Origin of the sequence: Agrococcus sp. Marseille-Q4369, assembly GCF_018308945.1 — a bacterium.
GTDB lineage: Bacteria > Actinomycetota > Actinomycetes > Actinomycetales > Microbacteriaceae > Agrococcus.
Window position 1 is genome coordinate 2,108,348 of sequence record NZ_CP070501.1, and the last position, 25,154, is coordinate 2,133,501.

At 71.0% G+C, this 25,154-nt stretch carries 29 protein-coding genes; 16 read left to right on the forward strand and 13 right to left on the reverse strand.

Going from position 1 to position 25,154, the window contains the following annotated elements; genetic code table 11:
• Positions 1-98: 98 nt before the first annotated feature.
• The 4 genes from JSQ78_RS10580 (at position 99) to JSQ78_RS10595 (ending at position 3,752) form a co-directional block, all read left to right on the forward strand.
• Complete coding sequence (locus JSQ78_RS10580; RefSeq protein WP_249295636.1) at positions 99-347, forward strand: toxin HicA; 249 nt, start codon at positions 99-101, stop codon at positions 345-347.
• Positions 344-673 carry a type II toxin-antitoxin system HicB family antitoxin gene (locus tag JSQ78_RS10585; RefSeq protein WP_211447457.1) on the forward strand — a complete coding sequence of 110 codons (330 nt, stop codon included), beginning with the start codon at positions 344-346 and terminating at the stop codon, positions 671-673. The genes JSQ78_RS10580 and JSQ78_RS10585 overlap by 4 nt, the downstream gene beginning before the upstream one ends.
• Before the next feature lie 35 nt (positions 674-708).
• On the forward strand, positions 709-3,216 hold the full coding sequence (locus tag JSQ78_RS10590) for a DEAD/DEAH box helicase (RefSeq protein ID WP_211447459.1): 2,508 nt from the start codon (positions 709-711) through the stop codon (positions 3,214-3,216).
• Positions 3,217-3,308: 92 nt separating this feature from the next.
• Positions 3,309-3,752, forward strand: coding sequence for a nitroreductase family deazaflavin-dependent oxidoreductase (locus JSQ78_RS10595; protein ID WP_211447461.1), 444 nt, complete (start codon positions 3,309-3,311; stop codon positions 3,750-3,752).
• Positions 3,753-3,754: 2 nt separating this feature from the next.
• Here JSQ78_RS10595 and JSQ78_RS10600 read toward each other — a convergent pair whose 3' ends face one another.
• The 8 genes from JSQ78_RS10600 to JSQ78_RS10635 all read right to left on the reverse strand — a co-directional run bounded on the left by JSQ78_RS10600 (position 3,755) and on the right by JSQ78_RS10635 (position 8,430).
• Complete coding sequence (locus JSQ78_RS10600) at positions 3,755-3,916, reverse strand: hypothetical protein (protein WP_249295638.1); 162 nt, start codon at positions 3,914-3,916, stop codon at positions 3,755-3,757.
• A gap of 37 nt (positions 3,917-3,953) precedes the next feature.
• Positions 3,954-4,142 (reverse strand): hypothetical protein, encoded by a 189-nt coding sequence (locus tag JSQ78_RS10605; protein ID WP_211447463.1) that lies wholly within the window; start codon positions 4,140-4,142, stop codon positions 3,954-3,956.
• Positions 4,139-4,777 carry an SDR family NAD(P)-dependent oxidoreductase gene (locus JSQ78_RS10610; protein WP_211447464.1) on the reverse strand — a complete coding sequence of 213 codons (639 nt, stop codon included), beginning with the start codon at positions 4,775-4,777 and terminating at the stop codon, positions 4,139-4,141. The genes JSQ78_RS10605 and JSQ78_RS10610 overlap by 4 nt, the downstream gene beginning before the upstream one ends.
• A gap of 17 nt (positions 4,778-4,794) precedes the next feature.
• A complete protein-coding gene (locus JSQ78_RS10615) occupies positions 4,795-5,175 on the reverse strand; it encodes a hypothetical protein (protein WP_211447466.1) in 381 nt (126 codons plus the stop codon).
• A 157-nt stretch (positions 5,176-5,332) separates the two neighbouring features.
• On the reverse strand, positions 5,333-5,524 hold the full coding sequence (locus tag JSQ78_RS10620; protein ID WP_211447468.1) for a helix-turn-helix transcriptional regulator: 192 nt from the start codon (positions 5,522-5,524) through the stop codon (positions 5,333-5,335).
• Positions 5,524-5,994: a hypothetical protein gene (locus JSQ78_RS10625; RefSeq protein WP_211447470.1), complete on the reverse strand. Its 471-nt coding sequence runs from the start codon at positions 5,992-5,994 to the stop codon at positions 5,524-5,526. The genes JSQ78_RS10620 and JSQ78_RS10625 overlap by 1 nt, the downstream gene beginning before the upstream one ends.
• A gap of 110 nt (positions 5,995-6,104) precedes the next feature.
• Positions 6,105-6,746 (reverse strand): NAD(P)-dependent oxidoreductase, encoded by a 642-nt coding sequence (locus JSQ78_RS10630; RefSeq protein WP_211447472.1) that lies wholly within the window; start codon positions 6,744-6,746, stop codon positions 6,105-6,107.
• 310 nt (positions 6,747-7,056) lie between these two features.
• Positions 7,057-8,430: a DUF6421 family protein gene (locus JSQ78_RS10635; protein ID WP_211447474.1), complete on the reverse strand. Its 1,374-nt coding sequence runs from the start codon at positions 8,428-8,430 to the stop codon at positions 7,057-7,059.
• A gap of 287 nt (positions 8,431-8,717) precedes the next feature.
• Here JSQ78_RS10635 and JSQ78_RS10640 point away from each other — a divergent pair, with 287 nt between their 5' ends.
• Entirely contained in the window at positions 8,718-9,182 is a 465-nt protein-coding gene (locus JSQ78_RS10640) for a hypothetical protein (RefSeq protein ID WP_211447476.1), read from the forward strand.
• Between the two features lie 8 nt (positions 9,183-9,190).
• Here JSQ78_RS10640 and JSQ78_RS10645 read toward each other — a convergent pair whose 3' ends face one another.
• Both JSQ78_RS10645 and JSQ78_RS10650 read right to left on the reverse strand, forming a co-directional pair.
• A complete protein-coding gene (locus JSQ78_RS10645) occupies positions 9,191-9,535 on the reverse strand; it encodes a hypothetical protein (protein ID WP_211447477.1) in 345 nt (114 codons plus the stop codon).
• 43 nt (positions 9,536-9,578) lie between these two features.
• A complete protein-coding gene (locus JSQ78_RS10650; RefSeq protein WP_211447479.1) occupies positions 9,579-10,391 on the reverse strand; it encodes an exodeoxyribonuclease III in 813 nt (270 codons plus the stop codon).
• 72 nt (positions 10,392-10,463) lie between these two features.
• Between JSQ78_RS10650 and JSQ78_RS10655 the strand changes: the two genes are divergently transcribed.
• The 3 genes from JSQ78_RS10655 (at position 10,464) to JSQ78_RS10665 (ending at position 12,741) form a co-directional block, all read left to right on the forward strand.
• On the forward strand, positions 10,464-11,075 hold the full coding sequence (locus JSQ78_RS10655) for a DinB family protein (RefSeq protein ID WP_211447481.1): 612 nt from the start codon (positions 10,464-10,466) through the stop codon (positions 11,073-11,075).
• A 51-nt stretch (positions 11,076-11,126) separates the two neighbouring features.
• Positions 11,127-11,684, forward strand: coding sequence for an orotate phosphoribosyltransferase (gene pyrE / locus JSQ78_RS10660; protein WP_211447483.1), 558 nt, complete (start codon positions 11,127-11,129; stop codon positions 11,682-11,684).
• Between the two features lie 130 nt (positions 11,685-11,814).
• Positions 11,815-12,741: an AEC family transporter gene (locus JSQ78_RS10665; RefSeq protein WP_211447484.1), complete on the forward strand. Its 927-nt coding sequence runs from the start codon at positions 11,815-11,817 to the stop codon at positions 12,739-12,741.
• Here the strand turns inward: JSQ78_RS10665 and JSQ78_RS10670 are convergent.
• Positions 12,738-13,112: a hypothetical protein gene (locus tag JSQ78_RS10670; protein WP_211447487.1), complete on the reverse strand. Its 375-nt coding sequence runs from the start codon at positions 13,110-13,112 to the stop codon at positions 12,738-12,740. The two genes, JSQ78_RS10665 and JSQ78_RS10670, sit on opposite strands and share 4 nt — an antisense overlap.
• Before the next feature lie 61 nt (positions 13,113-13,173).
• Between JSQ78_RS10670 and JSQ78_RS10675 the strand changes: the two genes are divergently transcribed.
• Positions 13,174-13,566, forward strand: a complete 393-nt coding sequence (locus JSQ78_RS10675; RefSeq protein WP_211447489.1) for a hypothetical protein — start codon at positions 13,174-13,176, stop codon at positions 13,564-13,566.
• A 37-nt stretch (positions 13,567-13,603) separates the two neighbouring features.
• Here JSQ78_RS10675 and JSQ78_RS10680 read toward each other — a convergent pair whose 3' ends face one another.
• Positions 13,604-14,323, reverse strand: a complete 720-nt coding sequence (locus JSQ78_RS10680) for a TetR/AcrR family transcriptional regulator C-terminal domain-containing protein (RefSeq protein WP_211447491.1) — start codon at positions 14,321-14,323, stop codon at positions 13,604-13,606.
• Positions 14,324-14,469: 146 nt separating this feature from the next.
• On the opposite strand from JSQ78_RS10680, the gene JSQ78_RS10685 reads away from it, so the two are divergent.
• From JSQ78_RS10685 to JSQ78_RS10695, 3 genes are all read left to right on the forward strand, one after another.
• Positions 14,470-15,009 (forward strand): hypothetical protein, encoded by a 540-nt coding sequence (locus tag JSQ78_RS10685; protein WP_211447493.1) that lies wholly within the window; start codon positions 14,470-14,472, stop codon positions 15,007-15,009.
• Positions 15,010-15,145: 136 nt separating this feature from the next.
• A complete protein-coding gene (locus JSQ78_RS10690; RefSeq protein WP_249296049.1) occupies positions 15,146-16,300 on the forward strand; it encodes an NAD(P)-binding domain-containing protein in 1,155 nt (384 codons plus the stop codon).
• Positions 16,297-16,896: a hypothetical protein gene (locus JSQ78_RS10695; RefSeq protein ID WP_211447497.1), complete on the forward strand. Its 600-nt coding sequence runs from the start codon at positions 16,297-16,299 to the stop codon at positions 16,894-16,896. The genes JSQ78_RS10690 and JSQ78_RS10695 overlap by 4 nt, the downstream gene beginning before the upstream one ends.
• 41 nt (positions 16,897-16,937) lie before the next feature.
• On the opposite strand, the gene JSQ78_RS10700 is transcribed toward JSQ78_RS10695, so the two are convergent.
• Positions 16,938-17,756 (reverse strand): HAD-IIA family hydrolase, encoded by an 819-nt coding sequence (locus tag JSQ78_RS10700; RefSeq protein ID WP_026372756.1) that lies wholly within the window; start codon positions 17,754-17,756, stop codon positions 16,938-16,940.
• A gap of 242 nt (positions 17,757-17,998) precedes the next feature.
• Here JSQ78_RS10700 and JSQ78_RS10705 point away from each other — a divergent pair, with 242 nt between their 5' ends.
• From JSQ78_RS10705 to JSQ78_RS10720, 4 genes are all read left to right on the forward strand, one after another.
• A complete protein-coding gene (locus JSQ78_RS10705; RefSeq protein WP_211447499.1) occupies positions 17,999-22,624 on the forward strand; it encodes a SpaH/EbpB family LPXTG-anchored major pilin in 4,626 nt (1,541 codons plus the stop codon).
• A gap of 72 nt (positions 22,625-22,696) precedes the next feature.
• Positions 22,697-23,656: a class C sortase gene (locus tag JSQ78_RS10710; protein ID WP_211447501.1), complete on the forward strand. Its 960-nt coding sequence runs from the start codon at positions 22,697-22,699 to the stop codon at positions 23,654-23,656.
• Positions 23,657-23,673: 17 nt separating this feature from the next.
• Positions 23,674-23,817: a hypothetical protein gene (locus JSQ78_RS10715; RefSeq protein ID WP_211447503.1), complete on the forward strand. Its 144-nt coding sequence runs from the start codon at positions 23,674-23,676 to the stop codon at positions 23,815-23,817.
• A gap of 48 nt (positions 23,818-23,865) precedes the next feature.
• Positions 23,866-25,119 (forward strand): integrase core domain-containing protein, encoded by a 1,254-nt coding sequence (locus tag JSQ78_RS10720; RefSeq protein ID WP_211447505.1) that lies wholly within the window; start codon positions 23,866-23,868, stop codon positions 25,117-25,119.
• Positions 25,120-25,154 lie beyond the last annotated feature (35 nt).

Consider the following 25,154-nt stretch of genomic DNA (forward strand, 5'->3'; position numbering starts at 1 on the left):
GTCGTCCAAGCCGTCGCGGTCAAGCGCTCTGCCGTCTCATCGAGCGAGACGCCCGATGCAACGTGTCGAATGGTGGCAATAGTGCTACCATCGCAGTCGTGGGGAAGCTCGAGAAGCGACTCGCTGCCATGCGCAACGCCCCGACGAGCGTGCGCTTCTCCGACTTGCGAGCGGTGTGCGAGCACTACTTCGGGGAGCCCAGGCAGAGCGGCGGCTCGCACCTCGTGTTCGCCACGCCTTGGCCGGGTGACCCCCGCGTCAACATCCAGGATCGCGACGGTGCCGCAGCGCCGTATCAAGTGCGGCAAGTGCTCGCGGCAATTGAGAAGCTCGAGGAGGAACGATGAGCAGCAGCCTGCACTACGGTTACCGCACGGTGTGGTCAGAGGAGGACGGAGCCTTCGTCGCCACCGCGGCGGAGTTCCCCTCGCTGTCGTGGGTGGCGGACGAGGCGCCGGAGGCCCTGCGGGGCCTGGAGGCACTGATCGAGTCGGTCGTCGCTGACCTGCGCGAGCAAGGGGAGGAAGTGCCGGTGCCGCTCGTCGACCGGACGTACTCGGGGAAGCTCAGCGTGCGCATCTCGCCGTCGCTCCACAAGAAGGTGGCCATGCGGGCCGCGGAGGAGAAGGTGTCGATCAATCGGCTGATCTCGCAGGCGCTCGCCGAAGTCTGAGGCTGCCCTGCGGCGAGTGCGACAGACTCGAGGCGATGCCCCTCCTCGACCTCGCCCCTTCGCCCTGGGACCCCGACGCCGCCTTCGACGCGTTCGCCGAGTGGTCGGCCGAGCGCGGGCTGCCGCTTTACCCGGCGCAGGAGGAGGCGCTCATCGAGGTCGTGAGCGGCTCGAACGTCATCCTCTCGACGCCGACCGGCACGGGGAAGTCGCTCGTCGCCGTCGGCGCGCACTTCGCCGCCCTCGCGCAAGGCAAGCGCACCTTCTACACCGCGCCGATCAAGGCGCTCGTGAGCGAGAAGTTCTTCCAGCTCGTCGACGTCTTCGGCGCCGAGAACGTCGGCATGGTCACCGGCGACTCGTCCGTGAACGCCGACGCCCCGATCATCTGCTGCACCGCCGAGATCCTCGCGAACCTCGCCCTGCGCAACGGCGACAAGACCGACGTCGGCCAGGTCGTGATGGACGAGTTCCACTTCTACGCCGACCCGCAGCGTGGCTGGGCGTGGCAGGTGCCGCTCCTGACGCTCCCGCAAGCGCAGTTCATCCTGATGTCGGCGACGCTCGGCGACGTCTCCCGCATCGCCGACGACCTCAGCCGCCGCACCGGCCGCGAGACCGCGCAGGTCACGGGAGTCGAGCGCCCCGTGCCGCTCACGTACGAGTACGCGATGACGCCCGTGCACGAGACGATCGAGGAGCTGCTCGCCACCCAGCGCTCGCCCGTCTACATCGTCCACTTCGCGCAGGCCGCGGCCCTCGAGCGGGCGCAGGCGCTCACCTCGGCGAAGATCACCACCCGCGAGCAGCGCGACGAGATCGCGCGCGCGATCGGCGACTTCCGCTTCACGACACGCTTCGGCCAGACCCTCTCGCGGCTCGTCCGGCAGGGCATCGGCGTCCACCACGCGGGGCTGCTGCCGAAGTACCGCCGGCTCGTCGAGCAGCTCGCGCAGCAGGGGCTGCTGCGCGTCATCTGCGGCACCGACACCCTCGGCGTCGGCATCAACGTGCCCATCCGCACCGTGCTCCTCACGGGACTCACGAAGTTCGACGGCACCCGGATGCGTCACCTCACCGCGCGCGAGTTCCACCAGATCGCGGGCCGCGCCGGCCGCGCCGGCTACGACACCGCCGGCACCGTCGTCGCGCAGGCGCCCGAGCACGAGGCCGAGAACGCGAAGATGCTCGCGAAGGCCGGCGACGACGCCAAGCAGCGCCGCAAGCTCGTGCGGAAGAAGGCGCCCGAGGGCTTCGTCTCGTGGGGCAAGCCCTCGTTCGAGAAGCTCATCGAGGCCGAGCCCGAGCCGCTGCAATCCCAGATGCGGATCAGCCACTCGATGCTGCTCAACATCATCGGCCGCGGCCGCGACGCCTTCACCGAGGTGCGCGAGCTCATCGAGTCGTCGCACGAGCCGCGCGCGCGCCAGCTCGAGCTCAAGCGGCGCGCGCTCGCGATCTACCGCACGCTCCGCACCGCGGGCATCGTCAAGCAGCACCCCGATCCCCGAGACGCCGACGCGCCCCCGCGCATCCGCCTCACCGTCGACCTGCAGCCGAACTTCGCGCTCAACCAGCCGCTCTCGCCGTTCGCGCTCGCGGCGATCGACCTGCTCGATGAGGCCAGCCCGACGCATCCGCTCGACGTCGTCTCGGTCATCGAGGCGACGCTCGACGACCCGCGCCCGATCCTGTCGCAGCAGCAGTTCCTCGCGCGGGGCGAGGCGGTCGCGGCGATGAAGGCCGAGGGCATCGAGTACGAGGCGCGCATGGAGCTGCTTGAGGACGTCACGCACCCGAAGCCGCTCGAGGAGCTGCTCACCGAGGCGCTCGCGATGTTCGCCGAGTCGCAGCCGTGGGTGCGCGACTTCGAGCTCTCGCCGAAGTCGGTCGTGCGCGACATGTGGGAGCGGGCGATGACGTTCGCCGACTACGTGCAGCACTACGGGCTCTCGCGCTCGGAGGGGCTCGTGCTGCGGTACCTGTCGGATGCGTTCCGGGCGATCCGGCAGACGGTGCCCGATGAGGTCAAGGGCGAGGAGCTGCTCGACCTCATCGAGTGGCTCGGCGAGGTCGTGCGGCAGGTCGACTCGAGCCTGCTCGACGAGTGGGAGGAGCTCATGCACCCCACAGCGCCGGGGGAGGCGCCCATCGCGCCCCCGCCGCCGCCCTCGGTCGTCGCGAACCCGCGCGCGTTCCGCGTGCTCGTGCGCAACGAGCTGTTCCGTCGCGTGCAGCTCGCGGCGCTCGACAAGCACGAGGAGCTGGGCGAGCTGGATGCGTCCTCGGGCTTCGACGCGGATGCCTGGGGTCAGGCGCTCGACGCCTACTACGACGAGCACGGCTCGATCGGCACGGGGGCGGATGCGCGGAGCTCGCGGATGCTCGTGATCGACGAGGGCCCGCAGGTGTGGGAGGCGCAGCAGATCCTCGCCGACCCGGCGGGCGACCACGACTGGCGCATCTGGGCGACGATCGACCTCGCGGCCTCCGCCGAGGAGGGCCGCGCGGTCGTGCGGGTGACGAAGGTGGGGCGGCTCTAGCCCTCCCGCTGGCTGAACCGGTCCGCGCGCAGTCCTGGCTCAGCGGACGGGGTGCATGCTGAGAGCAGCACCGAGCTGACGAAGGAGCTTGCATGCCGCTGCAGGGGGAGTACGCGCCGAGCGAGTCGGCGTGGGCGCGCAAGCAGGCCGAGACGTTCGAGGCCACGGGCGGACGCGAGGCCAACACGCTGCGCGGCAAGCCGATCATCGTGCTCACGAGCGTCGGCGCGAAGAGCGGCAAGCTGCGCAAGACCGCGCTCATGCGCGTCGAGCACGAGGGGGAGTACCTCGTGGTGGCGTCCAAGGGCGGCCACCCGACGCATCCGACCTGGTACTGGAACCTCAAGCGCAACCCGCACGTCGAGCTGCAGGACGGCGCCGAGAAGCACGACTACCTCGCGCGCGAGCAGGAGCCGGGCGAGGAGCGGGATGCGTGGTGGGCGCGCGCGGTCGAGGCCTGGCCCGACTACGCGAGCTACCAGGTGAAGACGGAGCGGCTCATCCCGGTGTTCCTGCTGACGCGCATGGAGCGCTGAGCTCAGAGGCGGCCGAAGGGCGACGGCTCCGCGTCGGTCGCGAGGCGGAGGAGTCGCACGGTGCGGCCGGAGTCGCGCTCGTACTGGCGGTAGCCGGGCCACTGGCGCCCGATGCGCGCCCACGCGGCGTCGCGCTCGGGGTGGGTGATCTGCTCTGCGCGCACGCGGTGGACGCGCGATCATGGCAGAACCGGTGTGCGGTCAGGGCCGCTCGTCCGACTCACCCGCGACCGCCGTGCCCGAGCGGAACCAGCAGAAGCTCGCCACGAGGAAGACCGTTGCGGCGATCGGTTGCGGCACGAGCGTCGCCGTGACGAGGCAGACGAGCGCGACGATCGCGACCAGCAGCCACGCGAAGCTGCTGGGCGTCGGGCGCCAGGGGCGGTTCACCGGTCGGCTCCTGCCGGGGGGTCGGCCGCGAACTCGGCGGCGAGCTCGGCGGCGAGCTCGGCGACGTCGGTATGGCCGGCGAAGTCACGCTCGGGCTGCGCGGCTCGGTCGGCGTCGGAGACGAGCGCCTTGACCCGCTTCACGACCGTGCGCGCGGGCGTGCTGCGCAGCTCGTGCCCGACCGCGGCGAGCCACGTCTCGGCGGCGGCCTTGAGCGCGACGTAGTTCGCGTTGCCCGCAGTGGGCCGCTCGAGCCCGGTCGTCGAGACGATCGCGATGACGCCCGCCTCCGAGCGCCCGATCGCGGGCGCGAGCGCGCGCGTGGTGTTGCGCAGCGTGCCGACGACGCGCTGCTCGAGCCACGCCCAGTCCTCGTCGGACTGCCCCGCGAGGCCGCCGCCGCCGCGCCAGCCGCCCACGAGGTGCACGAGCCCGTCGAGCTCGCCCACCTCCTCGGCGAGCGACCGCACCGCCTCGAAGTCGGTCAGGTCGCACTCGAAGCGAGCCGACGCATCCACGAGCCCGAGGCGGTCGGCGTTCGAGCCGACCGCGATGACGTGGTGGCCTGCTGCGAGCAGGGCGGATGCGGTGGCGTGCCCGAGCGCGCTCGTGGCGCCGGCGATGAGGATGCGCATGCGCCCAGTCTGCCCGGCTAACGGTCGGCGTCGATCATCGCGAGCTCGATGCCGCCGATGATCGAGGCGGTCGCGAGCGCGAGGCCCAGGATCGCGGTCGGCCACGCTCGCCGGCCCTGCGCGACGAGCAGCAGCACCAGCAGGGCGGTGAGGGAGGCGATGGCGACCAGCGCGCCGAGCGTGAGGACGTCGATCGCGGCGCGCACGCGCTCGACGGTGTCTGGGCCGCAGCCCGCGGCCATCCGCGCGGGGCAGGCGCTCGCCGGCGTGATCGGCGGCAGCTCGGGCAGCAGGATCGACCGCAGCGCGACGACGAGCGGCAGCGGCAGCAGCAGGGCGATCGCGAGCACGGCGTTCCGGCGCCGAGCCGTCCTCGGCAGCGGCGCCACGATGCTCATGGTCCCGTAGCGGCGAGGAGCAGCGGCAGCACGAGCCCGACACCCATCGACGCCATGATCACGGCGACACCCATCGCCGCTGCGGGGAGCGTGCGGCGACGGCGCACGGCGAGCACGACGACGGCGAGCGGTCACGGCGCCAGGATCGGCGGGCGGCTCACTCCGGCGAGAAGAGGTCCTCGATCGTGCAGCCGAAGACCGCTGCGAGCCGGAACGCGACCGGGAGCGAGGGGTCGAAGCGACCCTTCTCGATCGAGATGACCGTCTGCCGCGAGACGCCGAGCTCGTTGGCGAGCCGCTGCTGCGACCAGCCGAGCTCCGCCCGGCGCTCGGGAAGGGCGTTGCGCATCAGGCATCCGCTCGCTTCGCGAGCTGGTAGCGCACCCCGAAGTCGGCCATCACCATCGTGCCGAGCACGATGAGCAGAATGCCCGTGTTCACCTGCAGCTGCGTGAACGAGAACAGCGCGGCACCGATGCCGACGGTGATGAGCACGTCGTGCATCGTGCCCTCGGCCGCCTTCGCGTACCAGCGCGACTCGATCGAGTCCTCCGGCCGCTCGATCGAGCCCTTGAGCGACGAGCGGTCGACGAGCAGCGCCCACGGCAGCATGGCACTCACGGGCAGCGTCACGACCGCGACGATCGCGAAGCGCACCCATGCCTCGCCGGTCTCGCCGATCCAGGCGTAGAGCCCGCCGAGGCCGCTCGAGATGGCGAGCCCGATGAGCAGCGAGACGAGCACGAGCGCTGACGTGCCGCCGCCGAAGCGGGCTCGGCCGATGGTCGACTGCGGGGCGGATGCGGTGGGGTCGCTCATGGCGTCTCCTTCGGTCGAGCGTAGGTCGATGTCAAGGAGACTGTACGGTCAAGTTCGCTTGACTGTCAAGTACACTTCACTCACCCCGCCGCGCGCTCCGCGCCGGCCGCTCAGTAGGCGAAGGAGATGTGCTCCCGGCGGTGCGCGCCCGCCTCGATCTCGTCGACGACCGCGAGCGCGAAGTCGGGGCCGGAGATGACCGAGCCGCCGTCCGCCTCGAAGAACGCGTCCTCGCCGCCCGTGCGGTACTCGCCGCGGCGCGTCTGGTCGGGCACGAAGCCGCCGAACGTGCCGGCGGGCGAGACGTAGGTCCAGTCGACCCCGTCCGTCGCCGCGACGCGCTCGTAGGCCGAGAAGAGCTCGAGCGACTCCGGCTTGTACTCGGGCGCGAACGCGTCGGTGTTCACGATCCGCTCGCCGTCGGCGTCCTTCAGCGAGCCGAACCCGCCGACGATGAGGAACCGCGCACCGGTCTCCGCGACGCGCGTCGCGACATCCGCATACGCATCCGCCACCCTGCCCTCCATGTCGCCGCGCGGTGAGAGCGCGCCCACGACGACCTCGGCGCCGTCGAGCGCCTGCGCGAGCACGTCGCCGTCGAGCACCGAGCCGCGGATGACGCGCGCGCCCTCGGGTGCGTCGCTCGGCGTCGAGCGGGAGACGAGGGTGAGCTCGTGGCCGCGGCTCGCGGCCTCCTTCGCGATCCATCCGCCCGCGAACCCCGTCGCGCCGAGCACCGTGATCTTCGCCATGCCATCCTCCTCGAGAAGCTTGTGTCTCAGTGGCAACCCACGGACTCGACGGGGCATTCCTCGTCGCTGTCAACCGACTCCCAGGATGCTCGGATGCGACGCTCGTACGCGCCCAGCCCGGGCTCGGCGTGCCGATGCCGCGGCGACGCCGAAGCCGAACACGATGGAGAAGATCGCCGGCGAGGTGCAGGACAAGCTCCACATGGAGTGAGCCGCGCCGCCCTGCGACAGGTGCAGGACGACCGACGGGGTGCCGGCGAACCAGCACCCCGTCGGTGCGAGCGCACCCGTTGCGAAGGAAGAGCGGCAGCTACACCGACTCGGCGGTGATGCCCTTCGTCGAGGCGATGACGTCGCGCATCTTCTTCTCGAACGCCTCGTAGAACATCGACAGCGGGAACTCGTCGTCCATCACGAGGTCGGTGAGCTGACGCGGGGTGCCGTCGAGCGGCAGGTTGCCGGCCTTCCACGCGGATGCGGGGTGCGGCTCGACGACGGAGGAGACGAGCTCGTAGGCGGCGAGCCAGTGCGCGACCTTGGGGCGGTCGATCGACTTCCAGTAGAGCAGCTCGATCGCCTCGCCGAGCTTGTTGACGACGTCGGGCACCTCGTCCCAGTCGAAGGCGAGCTGCGTGTCGGTCCAGTGCAGCACGCGGTGCTGGTGCAGCCACGCGAAGAGCAGCTGCCCGCCGAGGCCGTCGTAGTTGCGCACGCGCGAGCCGGTGATGGCGAAGCGGAAGATGCGGTCGAAGATGACCGCGTACTGCACGAGCTTCGCGTGCTTCGCGAGGTCGCGGTCGGCATCCGTCGCCTGGTCGTCGGCCGCGATGCGCCGCTCGATCGCGACCGCCTCGCGGAACGCGGTGAGGTCGCAGCGCAGCTCCTCGAGCGAGTAGAGGAAGAACGGCATGCGCTGCTTGATCATGAACGGGTCGAACGGCAGGTCGCCGCGCATGTGGGTGCGGTCGTGGATGAGGTCCCACATCACGAAGGTGCGCTCGGCGAGGCCCTGGTCGGCGAGCATCTCGGCGGCGTCGGCGGGCAGCTCGAGCTTCGTGACGTCGCACGCGGCCTCGACGACGCGGCGGAAGCGGGCCGCCTCGCGGTCCTGGAAGATCGCGCCCCACGTGAACGTCGGGATCTCGCGCATCGCGACGGTCTCGGGGAAGAGCACGGCCGAGTTGGTGTCGTAGCCGGCGGTGAAGTCGATGAACCGCAGCGGCACGAAGAGCTTGTTCGAGTAGTCACCCGCCTCGAGATCGGCGATGAACTCGGGCCAGATGACCTCCACGAGCACGGCCTCGACCTTGCGGTCGGGCGAGCCGTTCTGGGTGTACATCGGGAAGACGACGAGGTGCTGCAGGCCGTCGACGCGGTGCTCCTGCGGCTGGAACTGCACGAGCGCGTCGAAGAAGTCGGGCTCGCCGAAGCCCTCGGCCGCCCAGCGCTCGAAGTCGAGGGCGGCCTGCTCGAGGTAGGCGGCGTCATGCGGGACCTCGGGGGCGATGTCGCGGATGCCCTGGGTCAGCTCGGCGACGTGCGCGCGGGCGCTCTCGTGGTGCGCGGCGTCATCGATCGCGCCGCTCTTCGACTGGAGCGGCTGGAGCGCGGTCGCGGCGGCCTTGATGCGGAGCCAGGCGGGGTGCTGGCGGAGGTCGGCGGCGGTGGCCTGGGTCATCGTCATTGGGGCCTCCCTGGCGGTCGGTGCGGGCTGCGGATCGGCGGGCCGGATCGGGCCGTCGCACGCACCAGCGGTGCGTGTTTCCAGCGTATGGGCGGCCCGGTGCACGTATCTTGCGTTTCGGCGGTCCTTTCCTGCCGGTTCCGGGTGCTACGGCCGAGCCTGCGGTCTCGCGCAACGCTCTTGCGCGGAGCGCTGAGCATCGCCTCAGGAGGCCGACAAGTCGGCTCGGCGGCACTCGCGCGTTCGCCACGCTGGAGGCTGGCCATCGAGCAGGAGCGGGAGGCGCCGTGGAGGGGGCTTCGCTGTCGTCGCGCGCCGGGGTGCCGGTCGGCGGGCGGATCGCCGCCGCGATCGCGCTGCACCTGCTCGCCGCCCTCGCGCTTGAGCACACCGCTTCGCGCAGCATGAGCGAGCTGCTGCACGTGCCGCTGCCGAGCGGCGGCGGGATCGCCGCGGCGCTCGCGGGCTGGGCGCTGCCGTCAGCGGCGCCGCTCGCCGTCTGGGCGCTGCTCGTCGTCGGCCGGGCGCGCCTGCTGCAGCGGGGCTACTCGGCGTTCTGGTTCGTGGGCGCGGCGCTGCTCGTCGCGGCGTCGACCTTCCCGATCGTGTTCGTGCAGGCGCTCGTCACGGGCAGTCGCGAGGCCGTCGCCACGGCGCTCGCGGCGTGGCTCATCCCGCCGTGCGCCGCCGCGGTCGCGGCGATCGCGCACGCGGTGCGCTGGCGGCCCGACGAGCGTCGGGCGTCCCTGTAGGCAGCGGTCTAGACGAGCGTCGACGCGACCAGGAAGCCGGTCCAGCTGCCGACCGCTGCGGCGATGGGCGCGACGATCGCCCAGCGCTGCTTCGTCGCGGCGGCCGCGGCCCCGATGCCGTTGCCGATGAGCGTGCAGGCGAGCAGCGTCACCCAGAAGACGAGCCGCGCCGGGCCCTCATCGGCACCCGTTGCCCGGGCAGCCTCGACGAGCGAGCCGTCGCCGACCGGCGCGAGCAGCAGCAGTCCGAGGATGTTCGCGAACACGAGCACCCACGTCGCGAGCCGCCAGCGGTCGGCCGGCGTCCACTCGCGCTGCGGCTCGAGCTCCTCGTCGTCCCACTGCATGCTCACGACTGCACTGCCTCGAGCGCGGCGCGACCCGACGCATCCGCCATCAGAAGATCATCGGGCGGTCGTCGTCGAGCTCGGTCTCGAGGTCGAGGTCGACCACGACCGGCACGTGGTCGCTCGGGGCGTCGCCGGAGCGCTCGTCGCGGTGGATCGCCGCGCGCGTGACGAGGTCGGCGAGCTCGGGGCTGCCGAGCACGAAGTCGATGCGCATGCCCTCATCCTTGTTCCAGCGCCCGGCCTTGTAGTCCCAGTAGGTGTAGCCGGGGGCGCGGTCGCGCACGACGTCGACGAGGCCCGCCTCGAGCAGCGCGCCGAACGCCTCGCGCTCGGGCTGCGACACGTGCGTCGAGCCGTCGAACGCGCCGATGTCCCACACGTCGGTGTCGAGCGGCGCGATGTTGAAGTCGCCCATGAGCGCGAGCGGCTGCCCGCGCCATTCGTCGAGCAGGCCCGTGAGCACCCGCAGCCACTCGAGCTTGTAGCCGTAGTGCGCGTGCGTGAGCTCGCGGCCGTTGGGCACGTAGAGGCTCCAGAGCCGCACGCCCTCGACGGTCGCCGCCATCGCGCGCGCCTCGACCACCGGGTCGCCGGTGTTGGCGTAGCCGGGCTGGCCCGGGAAGTCGCGCTCGACCTCGGTCATCGGCAGCCGCGACGCGATCGCGACGCCGTTCCACTGGCTGTGGCCGTGCGCCTGCACCTCATAGCCCGCGGCCTCGAACGCGGCGTAGGGGAACTGCTCCGTCTTGCACTTGATCTCCTGCATGGCGAGCACGTCGACGTCGCTGCGCTCGAGCCAGTCGACGATGCGGGCCGAGCGAGCGCGCACGGAGTTCACGTTCCAGGTGGCGATGCGCATGCTCCGAGCCTAGATGGGGTCGCGGATGCGCGGGGTTGGGGCGCGCACGTACCCCTGGTGCACACTGGACGCATGGGAACCGCGCGCGAACGCTATCTCCAGGCGCTCGATCTCTTCTCCGCCGAGGCTCGAGCCGGAGCGGACCGACTGGGTCTGCCGTCGGCGTGCTCCGATTGGTCGATCGCCGACGTCGTCCGCCACGTCTCCGGCGTGCAGGCCGAGCACGGCGGGGCGGCGCTGCTGGGCGGAGACCCCAACTCCGATGAGCGGGAGCACCTCGAGATCATGGGTCCGGGCGGCGACTTCGAGGCCGTCGAGCGCTGGGAGGAGCTCGCGGCACAGCTGCGCCACGCGGCGCACACCGCGGTCGAGGAGCGCTTCGCGGAGCTCGCGCTGCCGACGTTCGACATGGCGCTCCACGCGTGGGACGTGCGCTGGGCCTCCGCCCGCGTGGGCCTCTCCGGCAACCTCGAGTTCCCCGCCGACCTGCTCGAGTGGATGGAGGCGTTCCGCGACAGCGCCGACGAGGCGGCCGTGCGCCAGCCCGGCATCTTCGACGCGCCGATCGAGCCGCCGGCCGGCGCGACGCGGTCGGAGCGCCTCGTCGCGTGGGCGGGCCGCGACCCGCGCACGGGCATGCGGCCGCGCGCCGACAGCGTGCCCGTCCCGACCGACGCGTCCTGACGCATCCGACCACCGGTCGACGCATCTGGGGTGCCGGCGCGAAGTAGCCTGGTGGGCGTGACCGCGCGCGACCGACTCATCCAGCTCATCCGCGACGAGGCCGTCTTCCACGGCGACTTCGTGCTCACGAGCGGCAAGCGCGCGAGCTACTACATCGACCTCCGCAAGCTCTCGCTCGACCACCGCGCCGCGCCGCTCATCGGCGATGTGCTGCTCGACCTCATCGCCGACATCCCGGGCGTCTCTGCGGTCGGTGGCCTCACGATGGGCGCCGACCCGCTCGCGAACGCCGTGCTGCACCGAGGGCTCGCGCGCGGGCTCGAGGTGGACGCGTTCGTCGTGCGCAAGGAGCCGAAGGACCACGGGCGCGGTCGGCAGATCGAGGGACCGGAGCTCGCGGGCAAGCGCGTCGTCGTCGTGGAGGACACGTCGACGACGGGCGGCAGCCCGCTCAAGGCGATCGAGGCGCTACGGAAGGTCGGTGCCGAGGTCGTGGCCGTCGCCGTGATCGTCGACCGCGCGACCGGCGCCCAAGCGGTGATCGAGGCGGCGGGCGTCGAGTACCGCGCGGCGATCACCCTCGACGACCTCGGGCTCGAGCCGCAGTAGCCCCGCCCCGACACACGTCGAACTTCCCTCTCCGGCGGGCTCTCGTGGCGGGAACCCGCACCTCAAGGAAGTTCGGCCAGAGCGCCGTGTCAGACTTGCTATCTGACAAGCGGCGGATGCGGGAGGTCACGTGGGCGGAGTGCTCATCGGCTTCGGCATCATCGGCTTCGTCATCCTCGTCGGCTGGCTGCTCGCGCGCTTCCGGATCGTCGATCAGGAGGGGCGGCTCGTGCTCAACCGCACGAGCTTCTTCGCCGCGAGCCCTGCGCTGCTCTTCACGGTGCTGAGCGAGGCCGACGTGGGCCTGCTGTTCTCGAGCGTGCTCGCGGTCGCGTTCGTCGCGTTCGTCGCGGTCGCACTCCTCTATGCCGTCGTCGCGCGCATCTGGTTCACCCGCGATCCGAGCCGGATCGCGATCGCCGCGACCGCGACCGGCTACTCGAACATCAACAACATCGGGCTGCCCGTCGCGATCTACGTCATCGGCGACGCGAGCTTCGTAGGGCCCATGCTGCTGCTCCAGCTGCTGCTGCTCGCCCCCGCCCTGCTCGCGACCCTCGACATCCTGACCGCAGGCCGCGCATCCGTCTCGCGCATCCTCACCCAGCCGCTCCGCAACCCGATGCTCATCGCGTCGGCCCTCGGTGCGCTGGTCTCGGCGCTCGAGATCGAGCTGCCCGCCCCGGTGCTCGCGCCGCTCGAGATCCTCGGCGGCGCTGCGGTGCCGCTCATGCTGCTCGCGTTCGGCATCTCGCTCAGCGGCGACCGGCCGCTGCAACCGGGCTCCGGCCGCAAGGAGGTGGCGCTCGCGGTGCTGCTGAAGTCGCTCGTCATGCCGGTCGTGGCCTTCGCGCTCGCGCGCTTCGCCTTCGGCCTCGACGAGCAGCTCGTCTACGCGTGCACCGTGATGGCGGCGCTGCCGAGCGCGCAGAACATGTACCAGTACGCGCTGCGCTACGACCGCGCGACCCTCATCACCCGCGACATCGTGCTGCTGACGACCTTCGGATCGCTGCCGGTGATGCTGCTGATCGCCTGGCTCCTCGGGCCTGCTTAGGTCGCGGCTCCCGGCCACTCGGTGAGCGGCGGCGCCGGCCGCAGCCGGCCGGTCTCGGGCACGGGCAGCTCCCAGAAGCGGGCGTCGCCGCCGACCGCGCCGAGGTCGTCGCGCTTGACGCGCACCCGCTCGGGCGTGAGCTCCGTGACCCGCACGCGCACGTCACCGTCGTCGACCGAGAGCAGGAAGGCATCGGTCAGCCACGCGATCGAGTGCTCGTCGAGCGCCTCCTCGGCGGCGAGCCAGTCGGCTGCCTCAGCGAGCGGGCGGCCGAGCAGGTCCATCGGCTGGAAGTCGTCGCCGACCATCCGCACGTAGCCGACGGTCTCGCCGTCGGGCCGTCGGTGGGGCATCCAGTCGCTCGGGATCATGCCGACCACGATACGGCGGATGCGCTGGGGCACGTCGCGCGGGATGGCCTACGGTGTGCGCATGAGCGACGCCGCACCGCAGCACCCACCGCTCGCGACGGGCGGGCGGCCGCCGCAGCAGTACGCGCCGCCGCCCGCGCGCCGCGGCGGCCGGACGTTCGCGATCCTGGCGCTCGTCGTCGCCGGCCTCGAGGTGCTCACCGGGCCGCTCATGGTGCTCGTGCTCAGCGGAGCGATCCGCGCTGGCCTCGACCCCTCGGGCATCGGCTTGCTGAGCGGCGGCGTCGGCGCGCTCAGCGCGGTGCTCGGCGCCATCGCCGCGGCGCTCGCGATCGTCTCGATCCTCCGCGGCGAGCCGGCGCGCGTGCTCGCCGGCATCGCGCTCGGCATCGCGATCTCGGCGCTCGCGTCGCTGATCGCGTCGGCCCTGCAGGTCGTGCTCTTCTCGTTCTGAGCCGCGGGCGCGGCGGGGCCCACGGGCGTCGCGGCCGCTACTGCGAGAGCTCGCGGTCCAGGCGGTCGATCAGCGCCTCGAGCGAGATCTCGAACTCCTCGTCGCTGCGATCCTCGCTCAGCAGGGGGCGCAGACGAAGGACCTCCGGCGCGTCGTCGAGCGTGAGCTCGCCGTCAGCGTGCGGGATGGTCGCGTCGCCCTCGTCGAGCGGCTCCTCGACCGGACCGGTGTCAGCTCCCCGCACCGACGACTCGAGCAGCAGCTGCCCGAGCAGGAAGCTGCTGAAGAGGCGGTAGGTCGTGACGGCCTGCTGATCGCTGAAGCCCTGCTGCACAAGGGTGCTGAGCAGGGTCTCGACGACCTCGACGCTGCGCAGCGGCGGGCGCAGCCACGGTGCCGCCGGGTGCCGGGTCGCGACGAGCGGGAAGGCCTTCGGGTGCTCGATCGCGATGCGACGCACCCGATGCGCGAACATCTGGAGGAAGCCCTGCCAGTGCTCCGCGAGCTCGTCGTCGAGCTCTGCCGTCAGGTCGCCCATGAGCCGGTTCACGACGCCCTCGAGCAGATCCTCCTTGCCGTGCACGTAGCGATACAGCGCCATGGCCTCCACGCCCAGGTCCTGCGCTAGCGACCGCATGGTGAGGCCGTGCGGCCCTGATCGGTCGATGTGCGCGAGGGCGGCGTCGATGACCAGCTCTTGGCTCAGCCGCCGCGTGGGCGCGGCCGACGCCGGCTTGCTGGTCGATCGCTTCGTCATCCGTCTTCCCTCTCGGTGCGGTGGCCCGCGCTCGCGCCCAACGCTACGGTGGTTCACGTTACTGTGGTTTACGTTGTAAACCGATGGCTCACGACGACACCGTCACCCATCGATCCACGACCCGACCACGCTTGCGAGGAGCAGCCGTGCAGCGCACGAAGGAGACCGACGGCCTCATGACGCACCTGTCCGCCGCGATCTCGACGCGCGCGGACCGGGCGAGGCTGCGAGGCGCACGCCGCCAGGCGCCCGTGACGACGGAGTTCGAGATCCGCATCCTCCGCGAGGGCGACCGGAAGGTGCTCCACGCCGGTGCGGTCTCGTCGCTCGTCTCCACCGCCTTCCTCGAGGCGCTGTTCATGACGACGAACGACGCGACGCTGCAGCGCCTCGTGCCGAGGAACCCGCGCGCGCCGCTCTGGGTCATCGCGCGCGGCGTGCACCGCGACTTCGACGAGGCGGCGCTCGCGAGCTTCGCGAGCCGCATGGGCCGACCGGATCTCGCAGCTGCGCTCGGAGAGCCCATCGCCGACGGCACGGTCACGATCGAGGAGCGCTGGGTCGCGATCGGCGGCGGTGCGCCGCCGCTGCTCGAGCCGAGGCTGCGCTGCGGCGACGCATCCGTCGGGCACGAGCCGACGGGCGACCCCGACGATGACGGCACGGCTGGAGCCCGCCGCGACTGAGCTGAGCGCACGGGCTCGGTGCGGCCCGCGGCGAGGACGCGGCCCGGGAGCGCGCCGACGAGGGTGCGCTCGCGGAATCGCCAAGCCGACGCATCCGTTGCATCAGTCGTTGCGGTTCGGACGAGCGGGCGAGAGGGTGGCGGTGCGCGAGCAGGGGGAGCGGCGAGCGGCCGTCGTGGTCGTCGGCGCGGGTCAGGCCGGGCTCTCGGCCGGCTACCACCTGCAGCAGCGTGGCTTCGCGAGCGCGATCGACGAGCGGGAGGCCGAGCGCACCTTCGTCATGCTCGACGCGGATGCGGCACCCGGCGGCGCCTGGCAGCACCGGTGGGAGTCGCTGCGGATGTCGACGGTCAACGGGATCTTCGACCTGCCGGGCTTCCCGCAGCCGCCGATCGACCCGGCCGAGCCGAGCCGCACCGCGGTGCCGCGCTACTTCGCTGCCTTCGAGCGCGAGATGGCGCTGCCGATCCTGCGGCCCGTCGCCGTGCACGCGGTCGAGCGCGCCGACGACGACCCCGAGGGCGAGCTGCTGGTCGAGTCGAGCGGGGGCCGCTGGCGCACGCGGGCGATCATCAACGCGACCGGCACGTGGAACAACCCGGTGCTGCCGCACTACCCGGGCGCCGAGCGGTTCCTCGGTCGCCAGCTGCACACGCGCGACTACACGTCGGCCGTCGAGTTCGCCGGGCAGCGCGTGGCCGTCGTCGGGGGCGGCATCTCCGCCGTGCAGCTGCTCGAGGAGCTCTCGCGCGTCGCAGACACCCGCTGGTACACGCGCCGCGAGCCGGTCTTCCTCGAGGGCGACTTCGAGCCCGAGATCACGGGCCGCAAGGTGATCGAGCAGGTGACGGCCGATGCCGAGGCCGGCCGGCCGACCGGCAGCGTCGTCTCCTACACCGGCCTCATCTGGACGCCGTACGCCCGCGCGGCGAAGGCGCGCGGCGCGCTCGAGCGGCGGCCGATGTTCGTCTCGATCGAGCCGCATGGCGTTCGCGAAGCCGACGGCACCCTCACGACCGTCGACGCGATCCTCTGGGCGACGGGCTTCAAGGCCGACCTCGCGCACCTCGAGCCGCTGGCCTTGCGGAACGAGCTCGGCGCCGTGCAGGTGCGCGGCACCCGCGTCGTCGAGGAGCCGCGCGTGCACCTCATCGGCTTCGGCCCGAGCCAGTCGACGGTCGGTGCCAACCGCGCCGGCCGCGCGGCGGCGCGCGAGCTCGACCGGCTGCTCTCGCGGGCCGACGACCGGGCGCTCGCGGCTTCGGGCCAGCGGCGTAGCGTGGAGGCGTGAGCCTCGCCGACCGCCTCCTCAAACCGCCGCCGCGCATCGTCGCCGGCGAGCCGGGCACGGGCTGGCTGGGGCTGCTGACCTCCTGGGCGGCCGTCGGCTACGGCGCGGCCGCCGCGGCGAAGGCAGGCGGGCTCCTCATCTCCTTCGACGACGGCGCGTGCGGCATCCACTCGGCCACGGTCTGCCAGGTGGCCGGCTGGGGCGGCCTGCTCATGGGCGTCGTTGTGCTCGGCGTCGCGGCGCTGCTCTCCATCGTCGTCGCGCGCGGCTTCGGCCCGCCGACCACGTGGTGGGTGCTGCCGGTCATGCTCGGCGCGCTCGCGCTCGCGCCGTTCCAGGCCGCGCCGGGCGCGAGCATCGCGTGGGTCTGGCTGCTCGTCTCGGCGGCGGCCGCTGTCGCGGCGATCGCGCTCGCGAGCATGGTCGTGCGGCGGGGGAGGGCGGCGCTGTTCGGCTGGATCCGGCTCGACGGGCTCGACGCGCGCGAGGTGCCGCACCGGCCGCTCGACCAGCTCGTGGCGCCCGCCGCCGTCGCCGTCGCGACCGGCGGGGGCTTCTTCGCGGCCAACGTCGTGCGTCTGCTCTCGGAGGCTTGAGCGCCCGACGGCCTCACCGCATCCGTCGTGCCGTCGACCCGTCAGACGTCGACGTGCGGCTCGTCGAGCTCCGACTCGACGGGGGCGCGCTCGACGAGCTCGTGCACGCCCGCGAGCATCTCGTCGGGCCGGAACGGGTAGGTCTCGACGAGGGCGGCGTTCGAGATGCCCGTCATGACGAGCACGGTGTGGAGGCCCGCCTCCATGCCGGCGACGATGTCGGTGTCCATGCGGTCGCCGATCATGCCGGTGACCTCGGAGTGCGCGCCGATCTTGTTGAGCGCGGATCGGAACATCATCGGGTTGGGCTTGCCGACGATGTAGGGCACGCGGCCGGTCGCCTTCGTGATGAGCGCGTTGATCGCGCCGGTCGCGGGGAGGATGCCGGCCTCGCTCGGGCCGGTCGCGTCGGGATTGGTCGAGATGAAGCGGGCGCCGTCGGCGATGAGCCGGATCGCCTTCGTGATCGCCTCGAACGAGTAGGAGCGGGTCTCGCCCACGACGACGAAGTCGGGATCGGTGTCGGTCATCGTGAAGCCCGCGTCGTGCAGCGCGGTGATGAGGCCCGCCTCGCCGATCACGTAGGCCGAGCCGCCCGGCATCTGGTCGTGCAAGAAATCGGCGGTCGCGAGCGCGCTCGTCCAGATGCGCTCCTCGGGCACGACGAGGCCGGATGCGCGCAGGCGCGCTGAGAGGTCACGGGGCGTGAAGATCGAGTTGTTCGTGAGCACGAGGAACTCGACGCCCTGCGACTGCCACTGCTCGAGCAGCTCTTGCGCGCCCGGGAGCGGGTGCTCCTCCTTCACGAGCACGCCGTCCATGTCGGTGAGCCAGCACTCGATGTCTGCCCTGGTGCGCATGGAAACAGCGTACGGGCACAACTGTTGCGATTTCTCATCCTTCGAATTTGAAGCGACTTTGGACGATGCTGAGGTTTCGTCAAGCGAAACTCAGCCGCCCCTGCGGCTTTGAAACCGGTTACTTGAGTTCGACTCAATACGTTGAAGACATCCCACCGGAGGGCACCGTGCCGCCCAGCGAGAGCTGGCCGTGCTCCCGGTCACCCCTTCATTCCAACTCCGTCACGAGGAGCAGAATCCGCATGCGCACGCGCACTTTCGCAGCCCGACGCTCGTTCCGTGCCGTCGCCACTGCCATCGTGCTCGCGACCGCGGTGGTGCTCCCGCTGACGCCCCTCGCCCCGTCCGCAGCCGAGGCGTCGGCGACGAGCACCGCTCCCCAGCCGGTACCGCCGCCGGAGCCGACGGCGGCGCCCGAGCCCCCTGTCGCCTCTGTGGCAACGGAGCCGACGCCCGCTGCAAGGCCGACCCCCGAGCCGGCGCCGACGCCGACGCTCACGCCGACGCCCGCGCCGACGGCAGGTCGCGTGGCGCCCGCGCCCGCGTCCTCGGCCGCACCTGAGCTGGGTGGCGCCTCGCCGATGACAGCGACATCTGACGAAGTGGCTGCTCGCACCTCGCTGACGACCACCGCCGCAGATCCGCAAGCCGGGACCATGGCGGTGGGCGCAGCCGAGACGAGCGCTGAGGTGCCGTTCTTGCATTGGCGAGTGTCGCCGGCGGTTGCAGGCTCGTCCTTCCAGGTCGAGTATCAGGCGCGCTCGGGCACGTCGATCTTCGGGTTCGTCTGGTGGGGCCGCTGGTCCAGCTGGTCGAGCATCGTGATCAGCGACTGTGAACGCGCGTGTGGCACACACGATCTCGACCCTGACCGGGGCGAGTTCCAGGTCACGCACATCGGTACCCACCGCGTAGCGAACGACACAGCCGCTTCGCAGTTCCGGTATCGCGTCACCCCTGCGACTGCTCCGGCAGGCTACGAGTGGAGCAACGCTGACGCACGCCCATCGGCACAGGGAGCGAACCCGGGAGGAGCCGCCAACCTCGGGGTCTTCGAACTGGGGTTGAACCCACCGGCGACGTGCACCGCCGGGACGTTCTATGCACTCACGACGACCGGCAGTGTTCAGGAAGTCACTTCGCGCGGCACCATCAGTGAGTTCGGGCGCTTCGTCGGCGTCCCCGACGGTGCGCAGATGAACAGTCTCGGCATCGGCTCAGGGGGCTCTGTCGTGTACGCCCTCGAGCGCCAGAGCGGTAGCGCGTCGGGTGCCGAGGCGATCCACAGGTACTCCGTGCAGGACGGTTGGCAGCGGCTGCCGAACACGTCGGTCGTCGACGAGGTTTCCTTCATTGCGGGTGCCGTCAACCTGGCCGACGGCCGGTACTACTTCGGCGGCTACCGCGGCACCGGGGCCAGCACATCGTTCGAGCTGTGGGTGTTCGACCCCACCACTGGCCGCTCGTCGGTGCGTGGCTCGTTCAACACGGCGCTCACCAGCACGACAGGCCGCAACAGCAACGGTGACATCGCGTTCGACGTGTTGGGCAACCTCTTCGTCGTGCAGGACGTCTTCACGAGTCAAGGTGCCCGCCATGGCTCGCGCATCTACACTGTGCCGGCCGCTTCGGTTCGGGCGGGAGGCGCGCTGGCCACGACGGTGACGTCACCCAACTTCTCGGGCTTGAGCACGGCGGTCAACGGTGCCGCATTCGATGGCAACGGCACCATCATTCTGGGTAATTCGAACACGGCGCGGGTCTACGACCCCGCCGTCGGGGCGCTCCGCACCGGTAGCGTTACGACATCGCTGCCGACGAGCGGCGACCTCGCGAGCTGTCTCTCTCCGGCGACTCTCACCGTCGAGAAGCACGTCGTCGGACGAGTCGCTTCTGGCGACCAGTTCACACTCTCTGTGTCTCGCGGCGCGACGCTAGTCGCGTCGGCGAGGACTTCCGGCGTCGCAAACGGACTGCAGGAGGAGCAGGTCGGACCGGTCACGGTCCTCACCGGCCAGACGTACTCGATCGCCGAGACTGCAACGTCGAACGCCGACCGGTACGCGTCGACTTACTCGTGCCGCGACGAGAACGATCTCGAGGTGGCATCGGGAGATGGCACGTCCGGGACGGTCGCGATACCACCGCGCGGTGGCGCGTCGATCGTGTGCACGTTCAGGAATGCGCCGCTGACTGGTTCCGTCGTCGTGCGGAAGATCATCGAAACCACGTCGGGCGTGCGGTCACCCGTTCGCGACTGGCAGGTCTCGGCCGGCGTGCAGGCCTCGAGCGGAGTAGTCGACGTCGACAGCACGGTGACCCAGCGGACGAGCGCCCAGGGCGAGGCACGCTGGAACTTGTCGTTCGGATCGTCCGCCGCGCGGGCCAGCGTCTCCATCGCCGAAGTGCAGCAGGACGGCTACGCGTTCCGAGAGGGAGCGTGCCTCGTCACGCCCATATCCGGTGAGCCGACGACGGTGACCCTACGGAACTCGCCGGAGGACGTGGTGAGAGGCATCGCTCCCGGCACGAGCGTTGAGTGCGAATTCGTCAACCGCGAGCTGCCGACGACGCTGACATTGGTCAACACCATCGACTTTGGGAGCGCTTCCACTTCGCAGTGGACGTTGATCGGGGCCAATCCGCACGACCCATTGCCGGGACCCAGTGGCGCGACTGGCGTCACGGCCAGCGTCAGCCCGGGGGTGGCTTACGAGCTGGACGCACGGGGCCCGGCAACGTACGCGCAGATCGGCACATGGGTGTGTCGAGATCAAGACGGCGACGCAGTGTCCGTCGCAGCATCCGGTGTCGCGCTCGAGAAGGGCACGCAAGCTACTTGCACCGTCACTCACTCAACGGCGCACATGACGCTCTTGAAGCACATCGACGCATCGAACGGCGGTGCGCTCAAGCCCGAGATGTTCACGCTCCAGGCGGCGCCCGACAGCTTCGACGGGCTCTCCATCACATCGGTGCGCGGCAGTGAGACCGAGATCGCGAACGGCGTGAACGCGAACCGCTTCGATGTCCGCCCGGGCCACGGCTACACGCTCACCGAGACGAGCGACTTGGCAGCTCTGGGGCTGAGGCTCGAGCGGCGGACAGGCTTGAACACCTGGGTCACCGTGACGAACCCCGCGGTGCAGGTGCCCGCCGGTCAGCACTACGTCTACCGCTTCGTCAACGCCCCGGTGCCGGCGCTCGCGCTGCCGCTCACCGGCGGCATCGGCTCCGACAGCTACGTGCTGGGCGGTGGAGCCCTCGTGCTGCTCGCCCTCGCGTTCCCCCTCTTCCGCTCGCGCCGGTCGGCACAGCGAGAGCCGGGGCTCGTGGCGAGCCCCACCACCAAGACCCCGTCCATCAACTTGCTCTTTGCACGTATCCAGAAAGGAACTGCCGCCATGGCAACCATCAAGAAGAGCCGTGCGGCGCGCATCGCCGCCGGCCTCGGCGCGGCCGCGATCGCGACCGTGACGATCCTCGGCGGGGCGCTGCCCGCATCCGCCGCGGCGAACATTGATCCGGCCCCCCCGGTCTCGCCGTCTATCACCATCCACAAGCACGAGCAGCCCGCTACTCCGGGTCAGGCCGGCACCGGCAGCCCGACCGACCCTGTGGCCGGTGAGCCGATCGCGGGCGTGCAGTTCTCCATCCAGCGCGTCACGAACCTGGATGTTCTTGACAACACGACGTGGGATCTGCTGCGCGCGGACCGTGCGGGCGGCGCCTTGGACGCGAATGAGGTGCTCTTTGAGAACCCCAGCGCGTATACCGTCGCGCCTCTGGCCGACGCGTCCAACGCGTGGACTGTCACCACGGCGACCGACGGCGTCGTCGAGCAAAACCTACCGCTCGGCATCTACCTGGTGCGTGAGCTCAACGCTCCGGCGTCTGCCGGCGTCGTCATCCCGGCCCAGCCGTTCCTCGTCGCCGTGCCGCAACCGGCCGCTGATGGCACCTGGAACTACAACGTGCACGTGTTCCCCAAGAACACCGTGACGGACGTCGTCAAGCACGCCGACGTGTTCGCCCAGGAGGGCCTCGGCTCGGACGTCACCTGGACGCTGGACATCGGCGTCCCGGCGGCAGTCGAAGGCACGCGCCTCAACAGCTTCGTCATCAAGGACAAGCTCGATCCGCGGCTGACATACAACGTCGCGGATGCCTCGGCGGTCTCCGTGCGAGTCGGAACCGACGTGCTGACGCGCGTCGACGACTACGAGGTGACCCTCGCCGACAACACCGTCTTGATCACCTTCAGCGAGTCCGGCCTTCAGGCGCTCCGAGACAACCGCGGCGCCCGCGTGGCTGTCACGCTCGTGACCGAGGTCTCGTCCTTCACCGCGGCGAACGGGACGATCGCGAACACCGCTTCTGTCATTGTGAACGGCGCCGAGGTCTTGTCGAACGTCGCCAACGACTACTGGGGCGGGATCGAGCTGCAGAAGCACGACGACAACGGGCAGCCGCTAGCCGACGCAGTCTTCGAGGTCCGCGACGCGAACGGTGACGCAGTCGCAATTGGTGACCGAACCGAGTTCCGCAGCAATTCGGACGGCATCGTCGAGATCCATGGTCTTCGGACGAACGCGGCCGGCAACGCCCAGTACACCGTCGTGGAGATCGCAGCCCCCGCTGGATACCGCCTCGGCACGCAGACCTCATGGAACATCGAAGTGCCCCTCGGCGCGCCTTCGGGCGTCGAACTGACGGTCGTCAACGAGCAGGTGCCCGCCTACGCCCTCCCCATCACCGGTGGCAGCGGCCAGGCCGCCTTCATGATCGGCGGCGCCGGCCTCATCCTCGGCGGGCTCGGCTTCGTGCTGCTCCGCCGCCGCAAGGCCCAGGCCGAGAACCAGGCCTGATCCAGACCGAGCCCCCGCAGCAGCGACCCCAGCCGCCGCTGCGGGGGCTCGACCCTTTCCAAGAGGAGCAGCATGACCGCCATCGCAGCAGCGCCGGCACCGGCCAACCCCGCCGCCGCGCCGCAGCGCCGCCGGCGCAAGGCGAGCGCGACCTCGTTGGTCGCCGCGCTGATGGTGATGGCGGGCGTCGCGATCCTGCTCTACCCGACGATCGCGAGCTGGTTCTCGCAGCTCGAGCAATCGCAGCGCGTCAGCGCCTACGCCGAGGTCATGGAGCAGCTCGGCCCCGAGGGCCGCGAGCAGGAGCTCGCCGAGGCGCGCGCCTACAACCGAACCCTCACCGGCGGCGCGCTCATCGATCCCTACGGTCGCACCCCGCTGAGCGACCAGCGGGCGATCGTCGCGGCGTACGAGGAGCAGCTCGACCTCGGTCCCGCCGAGGTGATGGCACGCATCCGCATCCCCTCCATCGACGTCGACCTGCCGATCTACCACGGCACCGACGAGGAGACGCTGCGGAAGGGCATCGGCCACCTGCTCGGCTCGGCGCTCCCCGTCGGCGGCCCCGGCACCCACAGCGTGCTGACCGGCCACCGCGGCCTGCCCGAGTCGGTGCTCTTCAGCGACCTCGACCAAGTCGTCGTCGGCGAGACCTTCGAGCTCGACGTCTACGGCGAGGTGCTGACCTACCAGGTGCGCGACGTGCAGGTCGTCGAGCCCGGCGACACCGAGCTGCTGCTGCCCGAGTCGGGCCGCGACCTCGTGAGCCTCGTCACGTGCACTCCGCTCGGCATCAACAGCCACCGCATCGTCGTCGTGGGGGAGCGCATCCCGACCCCCGAGGCCACAGCCGAAGCCGCCGCCATGCCCGAGATCCCCGGGCCGCCGTGGTGGGCCGTCGCGCTCTCGAGCGGCTGGGCGATCGCGGTCGGCGGGCGCAGCCTGAGCGCCAAGCTGGTCGCGCGACCGGCGCGCTCGCCCAGGCGCGAGCGCGAGGCGGCGCCCGTGACGGGTCCGTTCCTCATCCTCTGAGCGCCTAGCCTGGGTCGGTGCAGCCCGCCGACGAATCCCAACTCGAGGTCGGCGTCGGGCCGTGGGCGGGCGAGTGGCCCGACGACGAGCGCCTCGACCCTGAGCTGCTCGATGTCATCTCGCAGGACATCGGTGACAGTTCTGTGTCAGGACATCGGTGACTGTTCGGGTGGTCTTGGTGGTGACTCTTCTTCGGGTCGAATCGGCGTGTGAAGCGTGTTGAGCCAGTTGATCCTCGTGTCCGTCTCGCGATCGTCCGGTGGCCGGATGATGCTCCGCGCGGGGCGGTGACGACGTTCTGCGCGGAGCATGGGATCACGCCGAAGACGTTCCACGCGATCCGGAAGCGGGTGCGGGAGGAAGGACCGGCGGCGGCGCTTGAGCCGCGCTCGCGGCGCCCTCGGTCGAGCCCGACCAAGATCGGCGACGACGTGAAGCAGCAGGCGCTGGACGTGCGTGCCGCGCTGGAGCGCTCCGGCCTGGATCACGGGCCGATCAGCGTGCACGACAAGATGCTGGCGCTGGGTCTTGCGGCCCCGTCGGAGTCGTCGCTGGCGCGCATCTTCCGGGCCGCGGGCGTGGCCCGGCGGGAGCCGAAGAAGAAGCCGCGCGCCGCGTACCGCCGCTTCGTCTATCCGGCCCCGAACGCATGCTGGCAGCTGGATGCGACCGAATACGTCCTCACCGGCGGGCGGCGCTGCGTCATCTTCCAACTCGAGGACGATCACTCTCGAGTCGAGGTCGCCTCGCATGTCGCGGCCGGCGAGACGGCCGAGGCGGCGCTGACGGTAATGAAGAAGGGCATCGCGGCGCGCGGCGTCCCGCAGCGGCTGCTGACCGACAACGGATCGGCGCTGAACCCGACCCGGCGTGGCTGGCAAGGGCCGCTGGTGACGTACGTCACCTCGCTCGGCGTCGAGGCGATCACCGGCCGCCCCTACCGGCCGACCACCCAGGGCAAGAACGAGCGCCTCCACCAGACGCTGTTCCTCTGGCTCAACAAGCAGCCGCTGGCCGAGAGCCTCGCCGAGCTCCAGGCGCAGGTCGACGCGTTCGATGCGATCTACAACCACGAGCGCGGCCACCAGGCGCTCCCCGGCCGGATGACGCCGCAACGGGCGTGGGACGCGACACCGGTCGCCGAGCCGCCACGACCCGATCCCGACCGGCCAGCGCCGACCCCGCCGGCGCCGCCGGTCCCGACGGCGTGGATCCGGCACGGCGCGCACGGCGACCAGCAGCGCACCGTCCACGCGAGCGGCTACGTGAAGCTGCACGGCGTCCGTTTCCAGCTCGGCGCTATCCATGCCGGCAACCTCGTCCAGGTCGTCTGGGACCCGGAGAACGTGCTCTTCTTCGACGGCGACGGCACGCTCCTGATCGCGCACCACTGGCCCAAACCCGGCGTCACCTACGTCGGCAACCGCCCCCGCGCCCAACCTGACCTGTCACCGATGTCCTGACACATCAAACGTCACCGATGTCCTGACCCAGAACT